The 16,075-nt window shown below is 57.9% G+C and carries 16 protein-coding genes; 8 read left to right on the top strand and 8 right to left on the bottom strand.

Annotated elements, in window-relative coordinates; all coding sequences use genetic code 11:
* Window positions 1-12 precede the first annotated feature (12 nt).
* The 3 genes from AC2FI7_RS18745 to AC2FI7_RS18735 are packed head-to-tail and all read left to right on the top strand — an operon-like array spanning window position 13 to window position 1,436.
* Window positions 13-447 carry a nitrate reductase cytochrome c-type subunit gene (locus tag AC2FI7_RS18745; RefSeq protein WP_170398181.1) on the top strand — a complete coding sequence of 145 codons (435 nt, stop codon included), beginning with the start codon at window positions 13-15 and terminating at the stop codon, window positions 445-447.
* A gap of 26 nt (window positions 448-473) precedes the next feature.
* The gene (locus AC2FI7_RS18740) at window positions 474-1,166 is read left to right on the top strand and encodes a NapC/NirT family cytochrome c (RefSeq protein ID WP_170471354.1); all 693 of its coding nucleotides are present in this window, start codon (window positions 474-476) and stop codon (window positions 1,164-1,166) included.
* 12 nt (window positions 1,167-1,178) lie between these two features.
* Window positions 1,179-1,436, top strand: a complete 258-nt coding sequence (locus tag AC2FI7_RS18735; protein WP_010443117.1) for a hypothetical protein — start codon at window positions 1,179-1,181, stop codon at window positions 1,434-1,436.
* Window positions 1,437-1,463: 27 nt separating this feature from the next.
* On the opposite strand, the gene AC2FI7_RS18730 is transcribed toward AC2FI7_RS18735, so the two are convergent.
* Window positions 1,464-2,165 (bottom strand): Crp/Fnr family transcriptional regulator, encoded by a 702-nt coding sequence (locus tag AC2FI7_RS18730; protein ID WP_010443116.1) that lies wholly within the window; start codon window positions 2,163-2,165, stop codon window positions 1,464-1,466.
* 186 nt (window positions 2,166-2,351) lie between these two features.
* Between AC2FI7_RS18730 and hemA the strand changes: the two genes are divergently transcribed.
* Window positions 2,352-3,575, top strand: a complete 1,224-nt coding sequence (hemA, locus tag AC2FI7_RS18725) for a 5-aminolevulinate synthase (RefSeq protein WP_496815712.1) — start codon at window positions 2,352-2,354, stop codon at window positions 3,573-3,575.
* Between the two features lie 59 nt (window positions 3,576-3,634).
* Here the strand turns inward: hemA and AC2FI7_RS18720 are convergent, their stop codons facing one another.
* From AC2FI7_RS18720 to AC2FI7_RS18695, 6 genes are read right to left on the bottom strand one after another with little or no spacing between them, the layout of a single operon-like run.
* Window positions 3,635-3,922 carry a cytochrome C oxidase subunit IV family protein gene (locus AC2FI7_RS18720; protein ID WP_037321969.1) on the bottom strand — a complete coding sequence of 96 codons (288 nt, stop codon included), beginning with the start codon at window positions 3,920-3,922 and terminating at the stop codon, window positions 3,635-3,637.
* 5 nt (window positions 3,923-3,927) lie between these two features.
* Window positions 3,928-4,476 (bottom strand): cytochrome c oxidase subunit 3, encoded by a 549-nt coding sequence (locus tag AC2FI7_RS18715; RefSeq protein WP_010443113.1) that lies wholly within the window; start codon window positions 4,474-4,476, stop codon window positions 3,928-3,930.
* Window positions 4,473-6,395 (bottom strand): nitric oxide reductase activation protein NorD, encoded by a 1,923-nt coding sequence (locus AC2FI7_RS18710; RefSeq protein ID WP_480607169.1) that lies wholly within the window; start codon window positions 6,393-6,395, stop codon window positions 4,473-4,475. The genes AC2FI7_RS18715 and AC2FI7_RS18710 overlap by 4 nt, the downstream gene beginning before the upstream one ends.
* A 9-nt stretch (window positions 6,396-6,404) precedes the next feature.
* On the bottom strand, window positions 6,405-7,214 hold the full coding sequence (locus AC2FI7_RS18705; RefSeq protein WP_010443111.1) for a CbbQ/NirQ/NorQ/GpvN family protein: 810 nt from the start codon (window positions 7,212-7,214) through the stop codon (window positions 6,405-6,407).
* A gap of 2 nt (window positions 7,215-7,216) precedes the next feature.
* A complete protein-coding gene (locus AC2FI7_RS18700; RefSeq protein WP_010443110.1) occupies window positions 7,217-8,617 on the bottom strand; it encodes a cbb3-type cytochrome c oxidase subunit I in 1,401 nt (466 codons plus the stop codon).
* A 16-nt stretch (window positions 8,618-8,633) separates the two neighbouring features.
* Window positions 8,634-9,083, bottom strand: a complete 450-nt coding sequence (locus tag AC2FI7_RS18695) for a c-type cytochrome (protein ID WP_010443109.1) — start codon at window positions 9,081-9,083, stop codon at window positions 8,634-8,636.
* 344 nt (window positions 9,084-9,427) lie between these two features.
* On the opposite strand from AC2FI7_RS18695, the gene AC2FI7_RS18690 reads away from it, so the two are divergent.
* Entirely contained in the window at window positions 9,428-10,435 is a 1,008-nt protein-coding gene (locus AC2FI7_RS18690) for a Hint domain-containing protein (RefSeq protein ID WP_238528836.1), read from the top strand.
* Between the two features lie 25 nt (window positions 10,436-10,460).
* Here AC2FI7_RS18690 and AC2FI7_RS18685 read toward each other — a convergent pair whose 3' ends face one another.
* Window positions 10,461-11,651, bottom strand: coding sequence for an NnrS family protein (locus AC2FI7_RS18685; RefSeq protein ID WP_010443107.1), 1,191 nt, complete (start codon window positions 11,649-11,651; stop codon window positions 10,461-10,463).
* 244 nt (window positions 11,652-11,895) lie between these two features.
* Between AC2FI7_RS18685 and AC2FI7_RS18680 the strand changes: the two genes are divergently transcribed.
* The 3 genes from AC2FI7_RS18680 to AC2FI7_RS18670 all read left to right on the top strand — a co-directional run bounded on the left by AC2FI7_RS18680 (window position 11,896) and on the right by AC2FI7_RS18670 (window position 15,943).
* Entirely contained in the window at window positions 11,896-13,572 is a 1,677-nt protein-coding gene (locus tag AC2FI7_RS18680; protein WP_010443106.1) for a cytochrome D1 domain-containing protein, read from the top strand.
* A gap of 124 nt (window positions 13,573-13,696) precedes the next feature.
* Window positions 13,697-15,487, top strand: a complete 1,791-nt coding sequence (locus tag AC2FI7_RS18675; protein ID WP_260023511.1) for a NapC/NirT family cytochrome c — start codon at window positions 13,697-13,699, stop codon at window positions 15,485-15,487.
* A gap of 54 nt (window positions 15,488-15,541) precedes the next feature.
* Window positions 15,542-15,943, top strand: a complete 402-nt coding sequence (locus AC2FI7_RS18670) for a cupredoxin domain-containing protein (RefSeq protein ID WP_010443104.1) — start codon at window positions 15,542-15,544, stop codon at window positions 15,941-15,943.
* The last annotated feature ends 132 nt before the right edge of the window (window positions 15,944-16,075 follow it).

Below are 16,075 nucleotides of genomic sequence, written 5' to 3'. Positions count from 1 at the left end.
AGGAGTGAGAAGATGAAAAAGCCGATCCTAGTGGGCCTTGCCCTGATCCCGCCGCTGCTCCTCGGTGGCCTGGCCCTTGCACAATCTGCCGGGGTCAACAGCCTGCGCGGTGCCGAGGTAGATGAACCTGCCGTTCTTGATCAGGTGCATCGCACAGTCGAAGGCCGCATGCAGCGCAACTATCGCCAGCAGCCGCCGCTGATTCCGCACTCGATCGAACAGTACCAGATCGACCTGCGTACCAACCAGTGCCTGTCGTGCCACGACTGGACCAAAGCCGGTGAGCGCAATGCGCCGACACTGTCGATGACCCACTATTTGGACCGCGAAGGCCGTGAGTTGGATCAGATCGCGGGCACACGGTATTTCTGCAACCAGTGTCACGTGCCGCAGGCCGATGCGCTGCCGCTGGTCGACAACACTTTTGAACCTTCCTCCGGAAACTAAACTCAGGTCGAAAAGGAGAGCGCGAAATGTCCGACTCCCAAGAAAAACAAGGGCTCATCCGGCGCCTCTGGACCTGGTTCTGGAGCCCGATCGCCGTCCTCAGCGTTGGTTTCACCCTGCTTGCCGGATTTCTGGCAGGCATCCTGTTCTGGGGTGGGTTCCACTGGACGCTGGAACTGACGAATACAGAAGAGTTCTGCACCTCGTGTCACACGATGGAGGTCAATCTCGGCGAATACCGTGAGACGATCCACTACAACAACCATTCGGGCGTGCGGGCGATCTGTTCGGATTGCCACGTCCCGGACGAGTGGAACCATAAGATCAAAGCCAAGATCATGGCCGTGAAGGATGTCTACCACGAACTGGCAGGCACGATCAGCACGCCCGAGAAGTATGAGGATCATCGTCTCGCTATGGCGACGGCCGTTTGGAAGAAGATGAAAGCATCCGACAGCCGGGAATGCCGTAACTGTCACAACTTCGACTATATGGACTTCACGATTCAGGAAACCCGGGCCGCCAATGAACACCAGCGCGCGATCGATAACGGCATGACCTGTATCGACTGCCATCAGGGTATCGCGCACAGCCTCCCACCCAACTATCTGGAAACGTATGAAAAGATTGCGAAAGAGATAGACGGCGAGGTTCTGCAGGAACACGCAGCCGCTTCAGGAGACGACATCCGCGCGTTCCTGAACAAAAGCTCGGATTAAGGTGGGACAGAGATGTTAGAAATACTTGGAACCATCGGCGGCAACGTATTGGGCCTGCCCGGCATTCTGGGTCTGGCACTGGGCATGATGACCCGCCAATATTGGTTGGGGGCCCTATTGGGCGGTCTGGTAGGCCTGATCGCACCACTGCTTTTTGCCGGGTGGCAATTTTCCCATGTCGGAGCCATGGCGCTAATCATCGCGATCATCGTTGGCGTCTGTGCCGGTACCCTTGGCACCGCCATTCGCCGCAAGGGCGCGACGGTCTGAACAGGTCAACCCGGCAGCAATGGCGGGTTACCGACCCCAGTTTTCCGCCGGATCACTTTCGGCATAATCCCGCAGCAATGCTATATCCGATATCACAGCGTGGTTGCGGTTGATCTTTACACCCACCGCCTTAAGCCTTGAAAACGCCCGGCTCAGGCTTTCGGGTTTCATACCCAGACGACCCGCGATCAGCATCTTGTCATATGGCAGCGATACTTCGCACTCACCCGCATCAGTGTCACAGAGGTTCAGCAAAAACTCGGCCACGCGCTGTGCACCGGTCTGCGCCTTGAGCTGTTCCAGCTGCGCCACCAGCGAGTGCAGATGGGTGAAGGTCGCGGCCAGAATCGAGATCCCGATCTCGGGGTCTTCCTTCATCAGCGAAATCAGGATTGGGCTGGGAATGTGCATGACATCACAGGCCGAAACGGCCTCGGCCGAGACCGGATAGGGCACGTTGCGCAGCGCCACGGCCTCACCAAAACTGTCGCCACGGGTAAAGACGCTCACAACGGCCTCGGCACCGGTAGGTGTCATACGGAACAGCTTAACCCACCCCGCCAGTACGACGTGGATCGCCTGCGCCGTTTCCTCCTGCAGAAATATTGTCTCACCGCGGTCATACTGACGCCAGATCGCGTGGCTCAGCAAAGTTTCCACATGCTGTTCCGGTAAACTGCGCAACAGCAGCGACTGACGTGCGATCGCTTTTTGTGCTTCGTGAGACAAGAGAATACCCCTGTTACTTCCTGCCGGCGCGCGCGCTCGGTTGGTCCATCCCTGTCCCACGCTATGCCAGAGCCGGCAGTTGTACACCATAGTTTTTATGTTGCCTAAACTTGACTATTGTCATGTTGCGGGTTGGTTCGCTGCCCTATTCTCGGCTCAAAGCCAGTATTCCGGGGAGCACGTAACATGGACTACGAGCGTTATTTCAGCCAAAGCCTCAATGACCTTCGGGATGAAGGAAATTATCGTGTTTTCATAGACTTGCAGCGTCGTTGCGGCTCTTTTCCGAATGCACGTCAAACGGATGGCTCAGTCCAGCGGAATGTGCGGATCTGGTGCTCGAACGACTATCTCGGCATGGGTCAGCACCCCTCGGTGATCGGCGCGATGCATGACGCATTGGACCGCTGCGGCGCAGGGGCTGGCGGCACGCGGAATATATCGGGCACCACGCATGATCACGTGCTGCTTGAGGCCGAACTGGCCGATCTGCACGGAAAGGAAGCTGCGCTTCTGTTTACTTCCGGGTATGTTTCGAATTGGGCGGCCCTGGGAACCCTCGCCGCAAAGATCCCTGGCCTGATCGTATTCTCGGATGCCCTGAACCACGCCTCGATGATCGAAGGCATCCGCCACTCGCGGGCCCAGAAGGTGATCTGGAAACACAACGATCTGGAAGACCTTGAGGCCAAGCTGGCCGCCGCTGATCCCGATGCGCCCAAGATGATCGCCTTCGAGTCGGTCTATTCGATGGACGGCGACATCGCCCCCATCAAAGAGATCTGCGATCTGGCCGATAAATACGGCGCTATGACCTATCTGGATGAGGTTCATGCGGTTGGTCTTTACGGCCCGCGCGGCGGCGGCATCGCCGAACGCGAAGGGCTGATGGATCGCCTGACGGTGATCGAAGGGACGCTGGGCAAAGCGTTCGGTGTGGTGGGCGGGTACATCGCTGCCTCCGCTGCGCTGTGTGATTTCGTGCGCAGCTTCGCCAGCGGTTTCATTTTCACCACCGCCTTGCCGCCTTCTATCGCAGCTGGAGCTGCAGCCTCGATCCGGCATCTGAAACAATCGAATACTGAACGCGACTTACAGAAAGCCCGTGTGGCGCAGGTCCGGGCCCGTTTGGATGCGGAAGGTATCCCTCATATCCCAAACCCCAGCCACATCATTCCGGTGATGGTGGGCGATCCGGTGAAGTGCAAGTTCATCTCGGACACGCTGCTGGAAGAGTTCGGCATCTATATCCAGCCGATCAACTATCCCACAGTTCCGAAAGGGACCGAGCGTCTGCGGATCACGCCGTCGCCCGTCCATACGGATGAGGATATCGACCATCTTGTCGGCGCGCTGTCTGCCCTCTGGCAACGCTGTCAGATCGCGCGGATGCCGATGGCCGCCCAGTAATTAAGAAGCGCCCCCTTGCGTGACACTTCGCCGTCTCTTCGGAGGCGGCGTTTTTTTGGTCAGATCAGGTAGAGGGCGAAGATGATGATGGCAAATCCTGTAGTCACCATGGTGAATCCCCGCAGCCAGGCCGGGCTGTTTGCGAGATCAAGATAACGAGCCAGGATGACGCGGCATTTCGCCAGTGCGAGGATCAGAATGCCGCCGGCTAGGACGGCCGGCGGGATGGGCAGCACAGTCAGCAGTGCAGATGCGACGCTGAGCATCAGAAGGGTTAGCCATGCGCGTGTGAGCGCATTCGGGAGTCTCCGGCGGGCGTATTTAGGAAAAGATGAAGCTGCGGGCATCCGTATTATCCCAACAGGTAGATCACGGGGAAAAGCAGGATCCAGACCAGATCGACCATGTGCCAGAACTGCGCACCTGCCTCGATGTTGCGGGGGTCATCGCACCAGGCGACCAGCAGCAGGATGCCAACACCTGCCAGCACATGAGCGGCGTGGAAGCCGGTTAGCAGGTAGTAGAACAGGAAGAACGGGTGGGTTTCGTAGGTGATCCCCTGTGCTGCTTTGCCGGCGTATTCCGCGCCCTTGATGATCAGGAACACAACGCCCAGCGCGGCGGCGGCGATCAGTGCCAGACGGGCGGCGAGCCGACGCGCGATCTGCCGCCAGTGCAGCGCTTGCGCCGCCAGATAGCCTGAGGTCACCAGCACCGCCGTATTGAGCGCCGCTCCGGTACGATAAAGATGCGATTGTGCTTCGGCGAACCCGGCCGGATCGGTCAGCCGAACGCCCATGAAGGCAATCAGGCCAGCGCCGAATACCAGCAGTTCCGAGATGATCAGAACCCACATCAACAACTCGCCCGGAAGCTCGTCGATCAAAGAGGTATCACTCATGCGCCGACCAGTTGGCGGTAGATTTGCGGCAGGGCCATAGTCAGGCGGTGCGGATCGGGGATGACCGCGAATCCGCCTTGGCCGAACATGCGCGGGAACCAGCTTTTACCGGTTTTGTCGATGGTAACGCCAAAGACCGATTGCCCGGCGCGGCGCGCCTCGCGGATGGCTTGGCGTGTGTCTTCGATGCCGTGACGGCCTTCGTAATGGTCCAGATCGTTGGGTTTGCCATCGGTGATCACAAGCAGCAACCGGCGTTTGCGCGATTGACTGGCCAGATCGGCCGAGCAATGGCGGATCGCCGCACCCAGCCTTGTATAGTGGCCCGGACGCAGGGACGCGATGCGCTGTTCTACCAATCTGCCCATCGGCTCATCGAACCGTTTGCAGCGCTGCACGAAGACGCGTTGGCGTTTCAGTGAGCTGAAAGCGTGAATGGCAAAATCGTCACCGCAGGCGTTCAGACCCCAGGCCAGCGCGGCCAGTGCCTCGCGTTCGATGTCGATCACGGCACGGCCTGTCACGGCGCTTTCGGTCGAGCGGCTGACATCCAGTAGAATCGAAACGGCCAGATCGCGGGCTTCGGGGCGGGATTGCATCCAGACGCGTTCATTGCCTTCTCCGCTGGCGCGGCGGTCGGTTTCGGCCCGCACGGCAGCCTCGATATCCAGTTGATCGCCGTCCAAATGGCCCCGGGTCATGACGCGGCCCGGGCGCAGCGCCTCGAACTGGCGTTTTACGGCGCGGATGCGGCGGGCGGTGGCCGGGTCTTTGCCGAATTCAGCCGAGTCTTCGCGGATATCGGCATCCGACAGCAAGACGTTGACGTGATCCGGCAAGTACTGCCCCGTGCGCACGTCCCATTCAGGATAGAGGATGCGGCCTGAAAGACGCTCGCGATTCACGTCCTCGGGCGCAAGGTCCAGATGCAGTTTCAACTTGGTCGGCGGGGCTTTGGAGATCTGCCCCAAACCGATTTCTTCCTGATCGTCGGCGGCTTTCTTGGCGTTATCGGGATCGTCATCATCGATGCGCCGGTTGATGTTCAGGAACTCGGCCCAGCTGAGGATCGCCTCGAACTTGTGCAGGATGAAACTGTCACTGCGGTTGGCCTGATCCGATTTACGGCGGCGGGCGCGGTGGGTTTTCTCCCCTGATTCCTCAGGTGGACCTTCGGTATCGGGGTTTTCGACCTCGTTGTGTTCGGAAAATCCGACGGCGCGCAGTTCGGGCCACAGGGGAACAGGGCGGAGATGCTGATATCCACGTGGGGCGGTCAGATCATCATCCAAGGTCAGAAGCTGCTCGGCCCGCTCTGACAGGGGTGCGGGATCGCCCAGCATGTAACGAACCAGTTCCTCGACCGCGGCCTCCACAGGAGGCAGGCCGGGGATATCGCGGTGATGCAGAACACCCTTGCAAAGCTCGGTGTAAAGTGGGCGCAGGCCGGGGGCGTCGTCCAAAGTAGCTTCGACCATGCTCTGCGCGGCGATCAACGCGCGCAGGTCAGCGCGCAGAGGGTCATCTTCATCAATCCGGGTTCCGGCATGGGCGGCAGCAGCGGCCAGCCAGACAAAAAGCGCGCCATTGGCTTCGCGCGCGGGGAAAACTGCCAGCCGGTCCGGCAGGCGCAGAACTTCGCCATCGAACGAGGCGCGCGGCATTAGCTCGGCCTCGGTTGCCAGCTTGCGGCGCCAGCTTAGACGGTGACGTGAAACCTCGGGTGAGACCGGGCGCAATTCAACGCCCGGACTACCCCCAAGCCCTCGGAAGAGGACGGCCAGCCGCCCTGCGACCTCAGAGAGGTCGACCGCGGCTCCATCATGCACCTCTGGTGCATCAAGGCGGCTGGCAAGGGTGTGCCACAGTTTCCCGATCGTTTCTTCGGGTTCCCATGGCTCAAAATCGATCCTGACCATCGGCCGGCCTCACCCAAAGACAGCCGTGACAAGATCGAGGAGCCCGCGTTTGATGTCCTCGTCATCAGTCAGAGGTTCAATCATAGCGGCAAGGATGGCGCGGTCGGTTGACATGCCCTGTGCGATCAACGTCGCGGCATAGACAACCAGACGGGTGGAAACGCCTTCCTCAAGGTCCCGACCCTTGAGCCCACGCAGCTTGTTCGCCAACCGGATCAGGGGCTTGCAGCGCTCCAGCGCCAGCCCGCTTTCCTGCGCGACGACTTCGGCTTCCATCTCAGGCGATGGGAAGTCGAATTCCAGCGAAATAAACCGCTGCCGGGTCGAGGGTTTCAGGGTTTTCAGGATATTCTGGTATCCGGGGTTATATGAGGCCACCAGCATGAATCCGGGGGCGGCCTCAAGTTCTTCGCCGGTGCGGTCGATCGGCAGAATGCGCCGGTCGTCGGTCAGCGGGTGCAGCACGACGGTCACGTCTTTGCGGGCCTCAACCACCTCATCGAGATAGCAGATCGCACCTTCGCGCACCGCACGGGTCAGGGGGCCATCGACCCAGACGGTTTCTCCACCTTTCAACAGGTAGCGGCCAATCAGGTCGGCAGCGGCAAGGTCATCGTGGCAGGCCACGGTGTACAGCGGGCGGCCAAGTTTTGCGGCCATGTGGGCCACGAAACGGGTCTTGCCGCAGCCTGTCGGGCCTTTCAGCAGAACCGGCAGGTCGTTGTTGTAAGCGGCGGTGAACACATCGCACTCATCACCTTGGGCGAGGTAGAAGGGGGCGTTTGCCACCCCCTCGTTCAGTTTCATGGAGCCGTCCATCTTCATGACTCCGCTGCGACGTGGTCAGGATCGCTTTCCAGCCGGTCGCGTTCGATTGGGCCGGGTTCGACCACCTCTTTCCGGGGAACCCAGATCGAGTAGATGAACAGCAGCGCACCAAGCACTACAACCACACCAGAGCCAAGACGCATCCAGTAGAAGATCGCAATCTGGTCCTGTACGTCCATGAAGTAGTCACCGACCACACGTTGCATGTGCGTCTGTACGGTTCCGCCGAAGGTCAGGACGAAGGTCATGAACACCATGCCGCTGGTCATCAGCCAGAACGAACCCATGTTTAGAACCTGATTATAGGGATCACGGTTCTTCAGGATCGGCATCGCGTAGCTGAAGATCGCCAGGTTGAGGCAGACATAGGCACCGTAGAAGGCCAGGTGACCGTGCGCGGCGGTGATCTGTGTACCGTGGGTATAGTAGTTCACCCCATGCAGTGTGTGCAGGAAGCCCCAGACACCAGCACCGAAGAAGGCAAGCGTGGCACAGCCCAGCGACCATAGCAGAGCGGCCTTGTTGGGGTGGTCACGACGGCCCTTCCAGACCATGACGAAGGCAAATGCCATCATTGCGAAGAACGGGATCACCTCAAGGCTTGAGAAGATCGAACCGATCCATTGCCAGTACGCAGGGGTACCGATCCAATAGTAGTGGTGACCTGTCCCAAGGATGCCCGAGAACAAAGCGGCGGCGACGATGACATAAAGCCATTTCTCGACCACCTCACGGTCTACACCGGTCAGCTTTAGCATCAGGTAGGCGAGGATTGAGGCCATGATCAGTTCCCACACACCTTCAACCCACAGGTGAACGACATACCACCAGTATTGCTTATCGAGGCTCAGGTTGCCCGGGTTGTAGAAGGCAAACAGGAACAGAAGCGCCAGACCCCACAGACCCAACAACAGGATGTTGGTGATGGCAGTCTTCTTGCCCTTCAGAACTGTCATCGACACGTTGTACAGGAAGATCAGCGCGGCAACGACAATACCCATCTTGACCCATTTGGGTTGCTCAAGGAACTCGCGCCCCTCTTTGCCCAGCAGCCAATTGCCTTCGAACAGGTTGAAGACATAGGTCACGACCACGCCCAGCGTGCCGACCACAAGAATGATCAGCTGCAGATAAGCCAGCTTGGGTGAATGGATTTCACGTTCCGCCTCTTCCGGGATCAGGAAGTAGGCCGCTCCAAAGAAGCCAAGGATCAGCCAGACGATCAAAGAGTTGGTGTGAAGCATCCGCACGATATTGAACGGCAGAAGCTCACTCAGGAAGTTCGGGAATACATAGATGAAACCGGCCAGAAGGCCGCCGATCACCTGTATCGCGAACAGGGCCATAGCTACCGCAAAGTAGGCATAGGCGATTTTTTGGGATTCGTATTTCATTGCTCCGTTCCCTTTCTCAGCCTGCCTCGTTGGGCGGCCAGCCCTGAGCGTCGATATTGTCGGTCCAGATCAGGAAGTTCGCCAGATCACGGATCTCTTCGTCGCTGAGGTTGAAATTGGGCATCTGTCGACGACCGGGAATGCCGGTCGGTTGTGCTTCCATCCAGCCCTTAAGTGCTTCAAAGGCTGATTCCGGGTCGTCCAGCACACCCCAACGGGTCATCACATTCGCGACTTCCGGCGCATAGTAGGCGCCTTCACCCATGATGGTGTGACAGTTGATGCAGGCGTGTTTTTCCCAGACATGCTTGCCCCGGACCACACTTTCATCAAGCTTTGCCGAATTCTCGGAGTTGACGATATACAAGTGCGAATGGGCCGACAGGGCCAGAAAGATGAGGATGAAGAACAGTGACCCGCCATAGAATATGTTGCGAGCCATGCTCTTTGTCATGACTTCTCGCATTGCGCTCTCCTTTGCGCAGATTAGCTAGTATGGAGACAATGCCGCGTGGGTAGTGGAACTGCCTTAACGAAAGTCAAGACTGCAGAGGATGAGCGTTCCCCATTCCAAATCTTTGGTCATCAGAGGCCAACAACGATCTATTTTGATCAAACAACAGCAGTTTTCCCTCATTAAACCGATATTTTTAATCGAATAATAACCTTGAAAACTGCAATTAGGGTGGTCAGTCTCTTGCAGAATTCTTTGTCGGTCGGAGTTTTCCCTTCGGCCTGTGGCCCACTCAAGCCAGGCGGAAAATATCAATGCCAATTAATATCTACGGTGCCTTTCGTACTGACACGACGATGACAGACAACACAGCGACCTTTGCGACGCTTGGGGCCACGTTTCAGATATCCCAATATAACCAGATCACGATTGACGATGGTGCGGATGGGTCGGCTATTGAAGGCGACAATATCGTCAATGAATCCCCGAACGACCCGACCCAGACCTATTTGGGAGAGGTGTTTATCTGGGACTACACGATCGAAGTAAATGATGGCGTCAACACCTATCAGATCGGTGTTATGGACTGGGATGAAAACGGCGATGGCGATTTCGATTTCCCAACGGCGGAACAAGGCTATTTTCTCGGCTTTATCGGTGATGTACCCCCACTTAATACAACGCTGACTGTTGGCTCGGTTGTCGACAACGGCGCGAATATTGACGTAGATACCGTTGTTCCCTGCTTCTGCGCTGGCACGCTGATAGATACTCCAACCGGACCTCGCGCGATCGAAACACTATCCACTGGTGACAAAGTCGTCACCTTGGATCACGGTCCCCAAGTTATTCGTTGGATTGGATCGCGAACGCTTGATGCGTCTGAACTGGCTCGCAAACCCAGATTACGCCCTATCCGGATCGCTGCCGGTAGTCTGGGCAGCGGCCTGCCACGTCGTGATCTTTTGGTCTCACCCCAGCACCGCATGCTGATCCGTTCGAACATCGCGATTCGCATGTTCGACAGCGAGGAAGTCCTGGTCCCAGCCCACAAGCTTGTTGGCATCTCGGGAATTACTGTCGAAGAGGACGCTCAGAATGTCGTCTACCATCACATGCTCTTCGACCGGCATGAGATCGTGTTGGCCGAAGGTGCGCCATCCGAAAGCCTATTCACCGGGCAACAGGCGCTAAAGGCTATACACCCGGAAGCACTGGTTGAAATTGTTGCGCTTTTCCCTGAACTGGCCTCGCAGGATCATCAACCTGTGGCTGCGCGCCAGATTCCCAGGCAGGGAAGAAAAATCCACTCATTGCTGCGACGGCACAAAAAAAACGACATAGCCTTGATCCGACCGTCTTGATACGGATTCATCGGCGCGCCTACAGTCAGGAAGCAATACGTGGCCCTGTCAAAGCAGGCCACATCGTGATCAGGTAAAGAACGATAGCGCTGATCCACAGACCGTCAGATACCAACATCATGACCAGATACCCCTGGTCGGTCACTGAACCAACCCAGCGCAAAATAGCAGCCGAAGCCATAAGACCGTAGGCGACCGCCATAGGTGGTGGGGCAACAAGTGCGCGGCCGCTATGGCCCAAAGCAGCCCGACTCATCACAGCTAGGGTCATGCCTCCGACACAACCGATCCCCAGAACGTGCAACGCGCCGATTTCGCTGCCGATACCCAGAACCGCCACCCCCCACAAAACCAACCCCAGTGCCAGCATTCCCAGACCCAGATGCAGGGCAACCAAGATCGGTTGACGTATGGCCCAGCGCGCGCGCCATCGTGACATGCGCAGGATTTGGGTTATGCCAAGCGCTACGGCCATGCCACCCGCTATCTTACCCAATCCGAAGAGAAAAACGCTGAGCGGTAGTAGCAGCGCCAATCCCATGCTGGCTTTGTCTAATGCAGCTACCGACACCGGCCACGCGGCTTCCGGCTCGCCAGCGCGCTTCATCGCATTCCGGGTGAAAGCTGGCGTTATACGTCCACCAAGTATCGCGATCATGCTGCACAGCGTCAGCAATCCTACACGCAATCCTATGTCCAGCGAACCGCCAGTCATGCCCATCCAATCCAGATGGGTTAGCAGATTGGCAATCCAGAAATAGCTGAGCAACAACAGAAAGATCATGTTCTGCGGCTTGGGGCGTCGGATCAGTTGGCTTGCGATCTTTGCCGCCAGAATCGGTACAAAGGCCAGATCGAAGACAGCGACCAGACCCGGCGGCAAAGCCCCGGAGAACCACATCGCGATCCGTCCGGCCAACCAGATACCCGCGGCGATAACAATAAACTGTGCCCTTGCTTCCGGCGTACCCGTCCAGTTTGGCACCGCTGTCAGTAAAAATCCTCCAAGGGCAGCCGTGGCATATCCAAATATCATCTCATGCGCATGCCACATTGGTGGGCTCATGGCGTAGGTCGGATATTCGTAATCGACCAACCCGGTCTGAGTCGTGAGCCACACACCCCAAGCACCACCCGCGAATAGACCGAATAGCCCCGCTGACAGAAAAAAGACGCGAAATCCATCACCCAGTACCCGCGCGATCATTGCCGGCATGCCTGCTCTCCTCGGCCTTAGTGGCTGTTGGATTCGGTCTAGCAAAACCGACCCGCGCCGGACTTAACCGAAATCAAGCACCCGGAGAAACATGACCCTAAAACATAGGTTTTTCTCATAATTTGAAGGCTAATCAGGACCTTCATTTTCCAGTTTGCGACCCTTCCGTTGACTTTCGTCAAGGAGTGATCGGCGCCAATGTTTCAGGCTGCAACCTGCCTCACCACGCAAATGGAGAGTGATCATGTCACTTGGAATCAGCTACGATAAGACCGGCCGCGCCTTTGGGGTCGGTTTGGCAATGCTGCTGGGCTCTGTCGCCGCGCCAGCATTTGCCGAAGAGCCAACGTTGAGCGACGAAGCATTTGAGTCGTCCAAGCAGCTCTATTTTGAACAATGCGCAGGTTGTCACGGCGTTCTGCGCAAAGGTGCGACCGGTAAGAACCTGGAACCACACTGGAAAAAAACTGCAGCAGACGGCACCGTCACAGAAGGCGGTACGCTTCAGCTGGGTCAGGAGCGTCTTGAAAAGATCATCGCCTGGGGAACCGAAGGCGGGATGAACAACTTCTCGGACATTATGACCGAGCAGGAAATCAAGGATATGGCGACATATATTATGATGGAGGCCCCCAAGCCGCCGGAAATGTCGCTGGAGCAGATGAAAGAGACCCGCAAGGTCTATGTGGAAGAGGCCGACTATCCGACCGAGCCGCTGCATGGCCGCAACTGGGAAAACTTCTTCGTCGTCATCGAACGTGACGTGGGCAAAGTGGCTGTTATCGACGGCGACACCAAAGAAGTGCTAACCCACATCCCGACCGGTTATGCCGTACACGTTCTGAAAGCGTCTGAGCACCACTCGATCACTGAGCCTGAGCATCCCGGCCGCTTCTGGTACACGATGGGCCGCGACGGCAAGATGACCAAGATCGACCTCTGGCAGAAGCCTGAGAACATGTTGGTTTCCGAGGTCAAAATCGCCTATGACGCACGCGACGTTGCCGTTTCCGGCGACGGCAAATACGTCATCGGTGGTGGCTACTGGCCGCCGCATTTCGCGATCGTCGACGCGCAGACCATGGAACCGGTAAAGGTCGTTTCGACACGCGGCACCAACGTAGACGGCGAGTATGTGGAAGAAGCCCGCGTAGCCGCGATCTACACCACGCCGAACGAACCCACCTGGATCGTTGCCGTGAAAGAGCTCGGCCAGCTGTGGCAGGTCGATTATACCGACCTGGACAACCTGCGGATCGACAAGATCAACTCGGCCAAGTTCCTGCACGACGGGTTCTTCGACCCGACAGGCCGGTACTTCCAGATCGCCGCGAACGCGTCGAACAAGATGGTCGTCGTCGACACCGAGACCCACAAGCTGGAAGCGATGATTGACACTGCAGCCCTGCCGCACCCGGGACCGGGCGCCAACTGGGTCGACCCGAACTGTGGTCCGGTGGCTGGTACAACCCACCTTGGTGTTGGTACCGTAACGGTCTGGGGTAACGACCCCGAAGGTCATCCGGATCAGGCCTGGAAAACCTGCTACGAAGTGGAAACAGACGGCCCCGGCCTGTTTGTCCGTACCCACCCGAACTCGGACTACATCTGGGCTGACCAGACTAAACACCCCGAGCCGGAAATTCAGCAATCTGTTCAGGTCATCTCGAAAGAGACCGGTGAGATCGTGAAAACCATCCAGATCACCGAAGACGAAGGCAGCGCTGCTGTTCACTTCGAATTCAACGCGGATGGAACCGAGGTCTGGGTCTCCAAATGGAACCTGTCGGATTCGAAAGAACCCAATGGTCAGATCGTAATCTTCGACGCCAAGACACTGGAAGAAATCGGCCGCATCGAAGGGCTTTATGCTCCGACCGGTAAGTTCAACGTCTACAACCGTTCGAACCACGTCACCTGACGGTTTGAGAACCAACACCGGAAAGGGCGGGCCCCTCGCCCGCCCTTTCCTCGTTTGACCCATCAGCCAAACTCACCGGCCTGCCATCAAAGGCCAGATAAGAAAGCCAAAACGGAGCACGGATATGACCTCCGAACCGGATAAGAAAAAACCGATCTGGCGCCGGTATTTCCTGTGGGGAATGCCCGTGGCCGGTATTGCCGCAGCTTTTGTCGGCGGCATCATCTTCTGGGGCGGGTTCAACACCGCCATGGAAGCCACCAACACCAAAGATTTCTGTATCTCGTGCCACGAGATGCGCGATTTCGTCTATGAGGAATATACGGGCACGATCCATGACGTGAACCGTTCCGGCGTAGGCGCTGTCTGTTCCGATTGCCACGTGCCCAAGGACTGGACCCACAAGATCATCCGCAAAATCAAGGCGTCGAAAGAGCTGTACGGCAAGATGGTCGGCACCATCAACACACGCGAAAAGTTCGAAGCCAAGCGTGTACATCTGGCAATGAACGAGTGGGAACGGATGAAGTCCAGCGACTCGCGCGAGTGTCGCAACTGCCATGACTTCGAGTCGATGATGCCCGAGTTCCAAAAACCCCGTGCGCGTCAGCAGCACCTGAATGCGATGACCGTCGGGCAAACCTGTATCGACTGTCACAAAGGGATTGCACACTCGGACGCCCGGGATCGGGCTGACGAGGAGTATCTGGAAAAGCTTGAGGCCCCGAACCCGTCCTTTATCCGCGAGATACCGCCGGAATACCTGGCCAGCCTGGAACGGATCGAAGCCAAAGAAGCTGCCGAAGCTGAGGCCGAAAAAGCTGCCAAACAGGCACAGCATGAGGCCGTGCAGGCACAGATTGCGGCGGCGGTGGATGCGGCGGTGGCCGAGGAGCGCGCCAAAGCCGGCGGCGAAGAGGCCGCAGCGCCTTCGGGTGGTGGAGGTGGCAGCGATGTCGGGTCGGATATCGATTGGAACGCTGTGGCCGCCGCAGATCTCAAGCTGTTCTACCCCGGTCAAGCTTCGTTTGAATGGGTGCAGAATGGCAAATTCCACGGTGGCGCACGGCCGCTGACTAAAGGAGGTGATCAGTGCACGACCTGTCACGCCAAAGAGCTGGATACCATCGGCAACAAAATCGTCGCAGGTGGTGAGCTTGAGCCGACGCCGATCCCCGGCAAACGGGGCGTGATCGATGCGACCGTACAGGCCGCGCATGATGATCAGAACCTCTATGTCCGACTGCAGTGGCCGGATGCCGGGCACAATCCCGCACCTTTCGTTGATGGTGGCAAAATGGACCCCGACAACCAGATCAAGGTTGCCATGATGATCACCGGCACAGGGATCGAACTGGGCGAACAGGTGGGGTGTTGGGCGTCGTGTCACGCCGATAACAGCTATATGCCCTTTGATCCGGGTGCCGAGGCGATTGCCGCAAATGGCGATGTCTCGGGTCGGTTGAACACGCAGGACACGGTGACCAAGTACATCAGCGAAAGCCGGACCGAGGTCGAGATCAAGGGCCGTCGTGGCAAGGCGCTGGGTGGCTGGGACAAACTGCAAGCCGCTGAGCAGATCGAGCAGTATCTGGCCGACGGAACCTATCTGGACCTGATGCGCGTCTATGCAGACGGCAGCGCCACCAACGGTTATCTGCTGGAACAGCGCGTGGTTAATGACGGCGAAATCGCCGCCTCGGCCAGCCTCGACGCGGGCATGTGGACCGTGGTCTTCACCCGCCCACTGAACTCGGGCGCGCCTGGTGACGTGCCGCTGGAGGTCGGTCAGACCTACACAGTCGGCTTTGCTATCCACGATGACTTTGCCGCCGCACGGTTCCATCACGTAACGCTGGATACCAGCCTGGCACTGGATGACGACAGCGCCTTCATCAACGTGGTCAAACAATAAGGAACAGGGGCCGGGCAAACCGGCCCCTTTCGCTTAGAAGAGGAGACTTGGACGATGAAACCCCAACACCTTCTTCCCGCTTTGCTGTTTCTGGCCGCACCTGCCTGGGCGGATGAGACCGCTGAGCTGTGTGCTGAAGCCGAAGAGCGTTATGCCGAGCTGTTTGGTCAGCCCTCATCCTCCGTTGAGGATGCGGAAGTGGTGCTGATGTACAAATACACCTTCTGCCCGGTCGAGCTGACCGTGAAAGCAGGCACCACGGTGCGCTGGGTCAACGTGGACAAACGCACCAGCCACTCGGTCCTGCTAAAAGATGGCAGCGAACCCGAAAGCGACAGGCTGTTTCCTGAGGAAACGGTTGAACTGACCTTCCTCACCCCCGGCCCGCAGGAATATTTGTGCGGACCCCATTGGGAAACGCAGAACATGATCGGCATGATCACCGTCGAACCCTGAGCCGAGGCACCATACAGGCATGAGAGAGAGGAGCGCGGGATCAATTCCTGCGCTCCTTAACTTTAGTCAAGGAGGTTCCTTTTCGATTTCGCCAGTCTGGCCGCATGACACGCCCGGCTCACCCAGCAACGT

This window comes from Ruegeria sp. YTSA064 (genome assembly GCF_059610325.1).
This window is presented reverse-complemented; position numbering and strand designations above follow the sequence as displayed.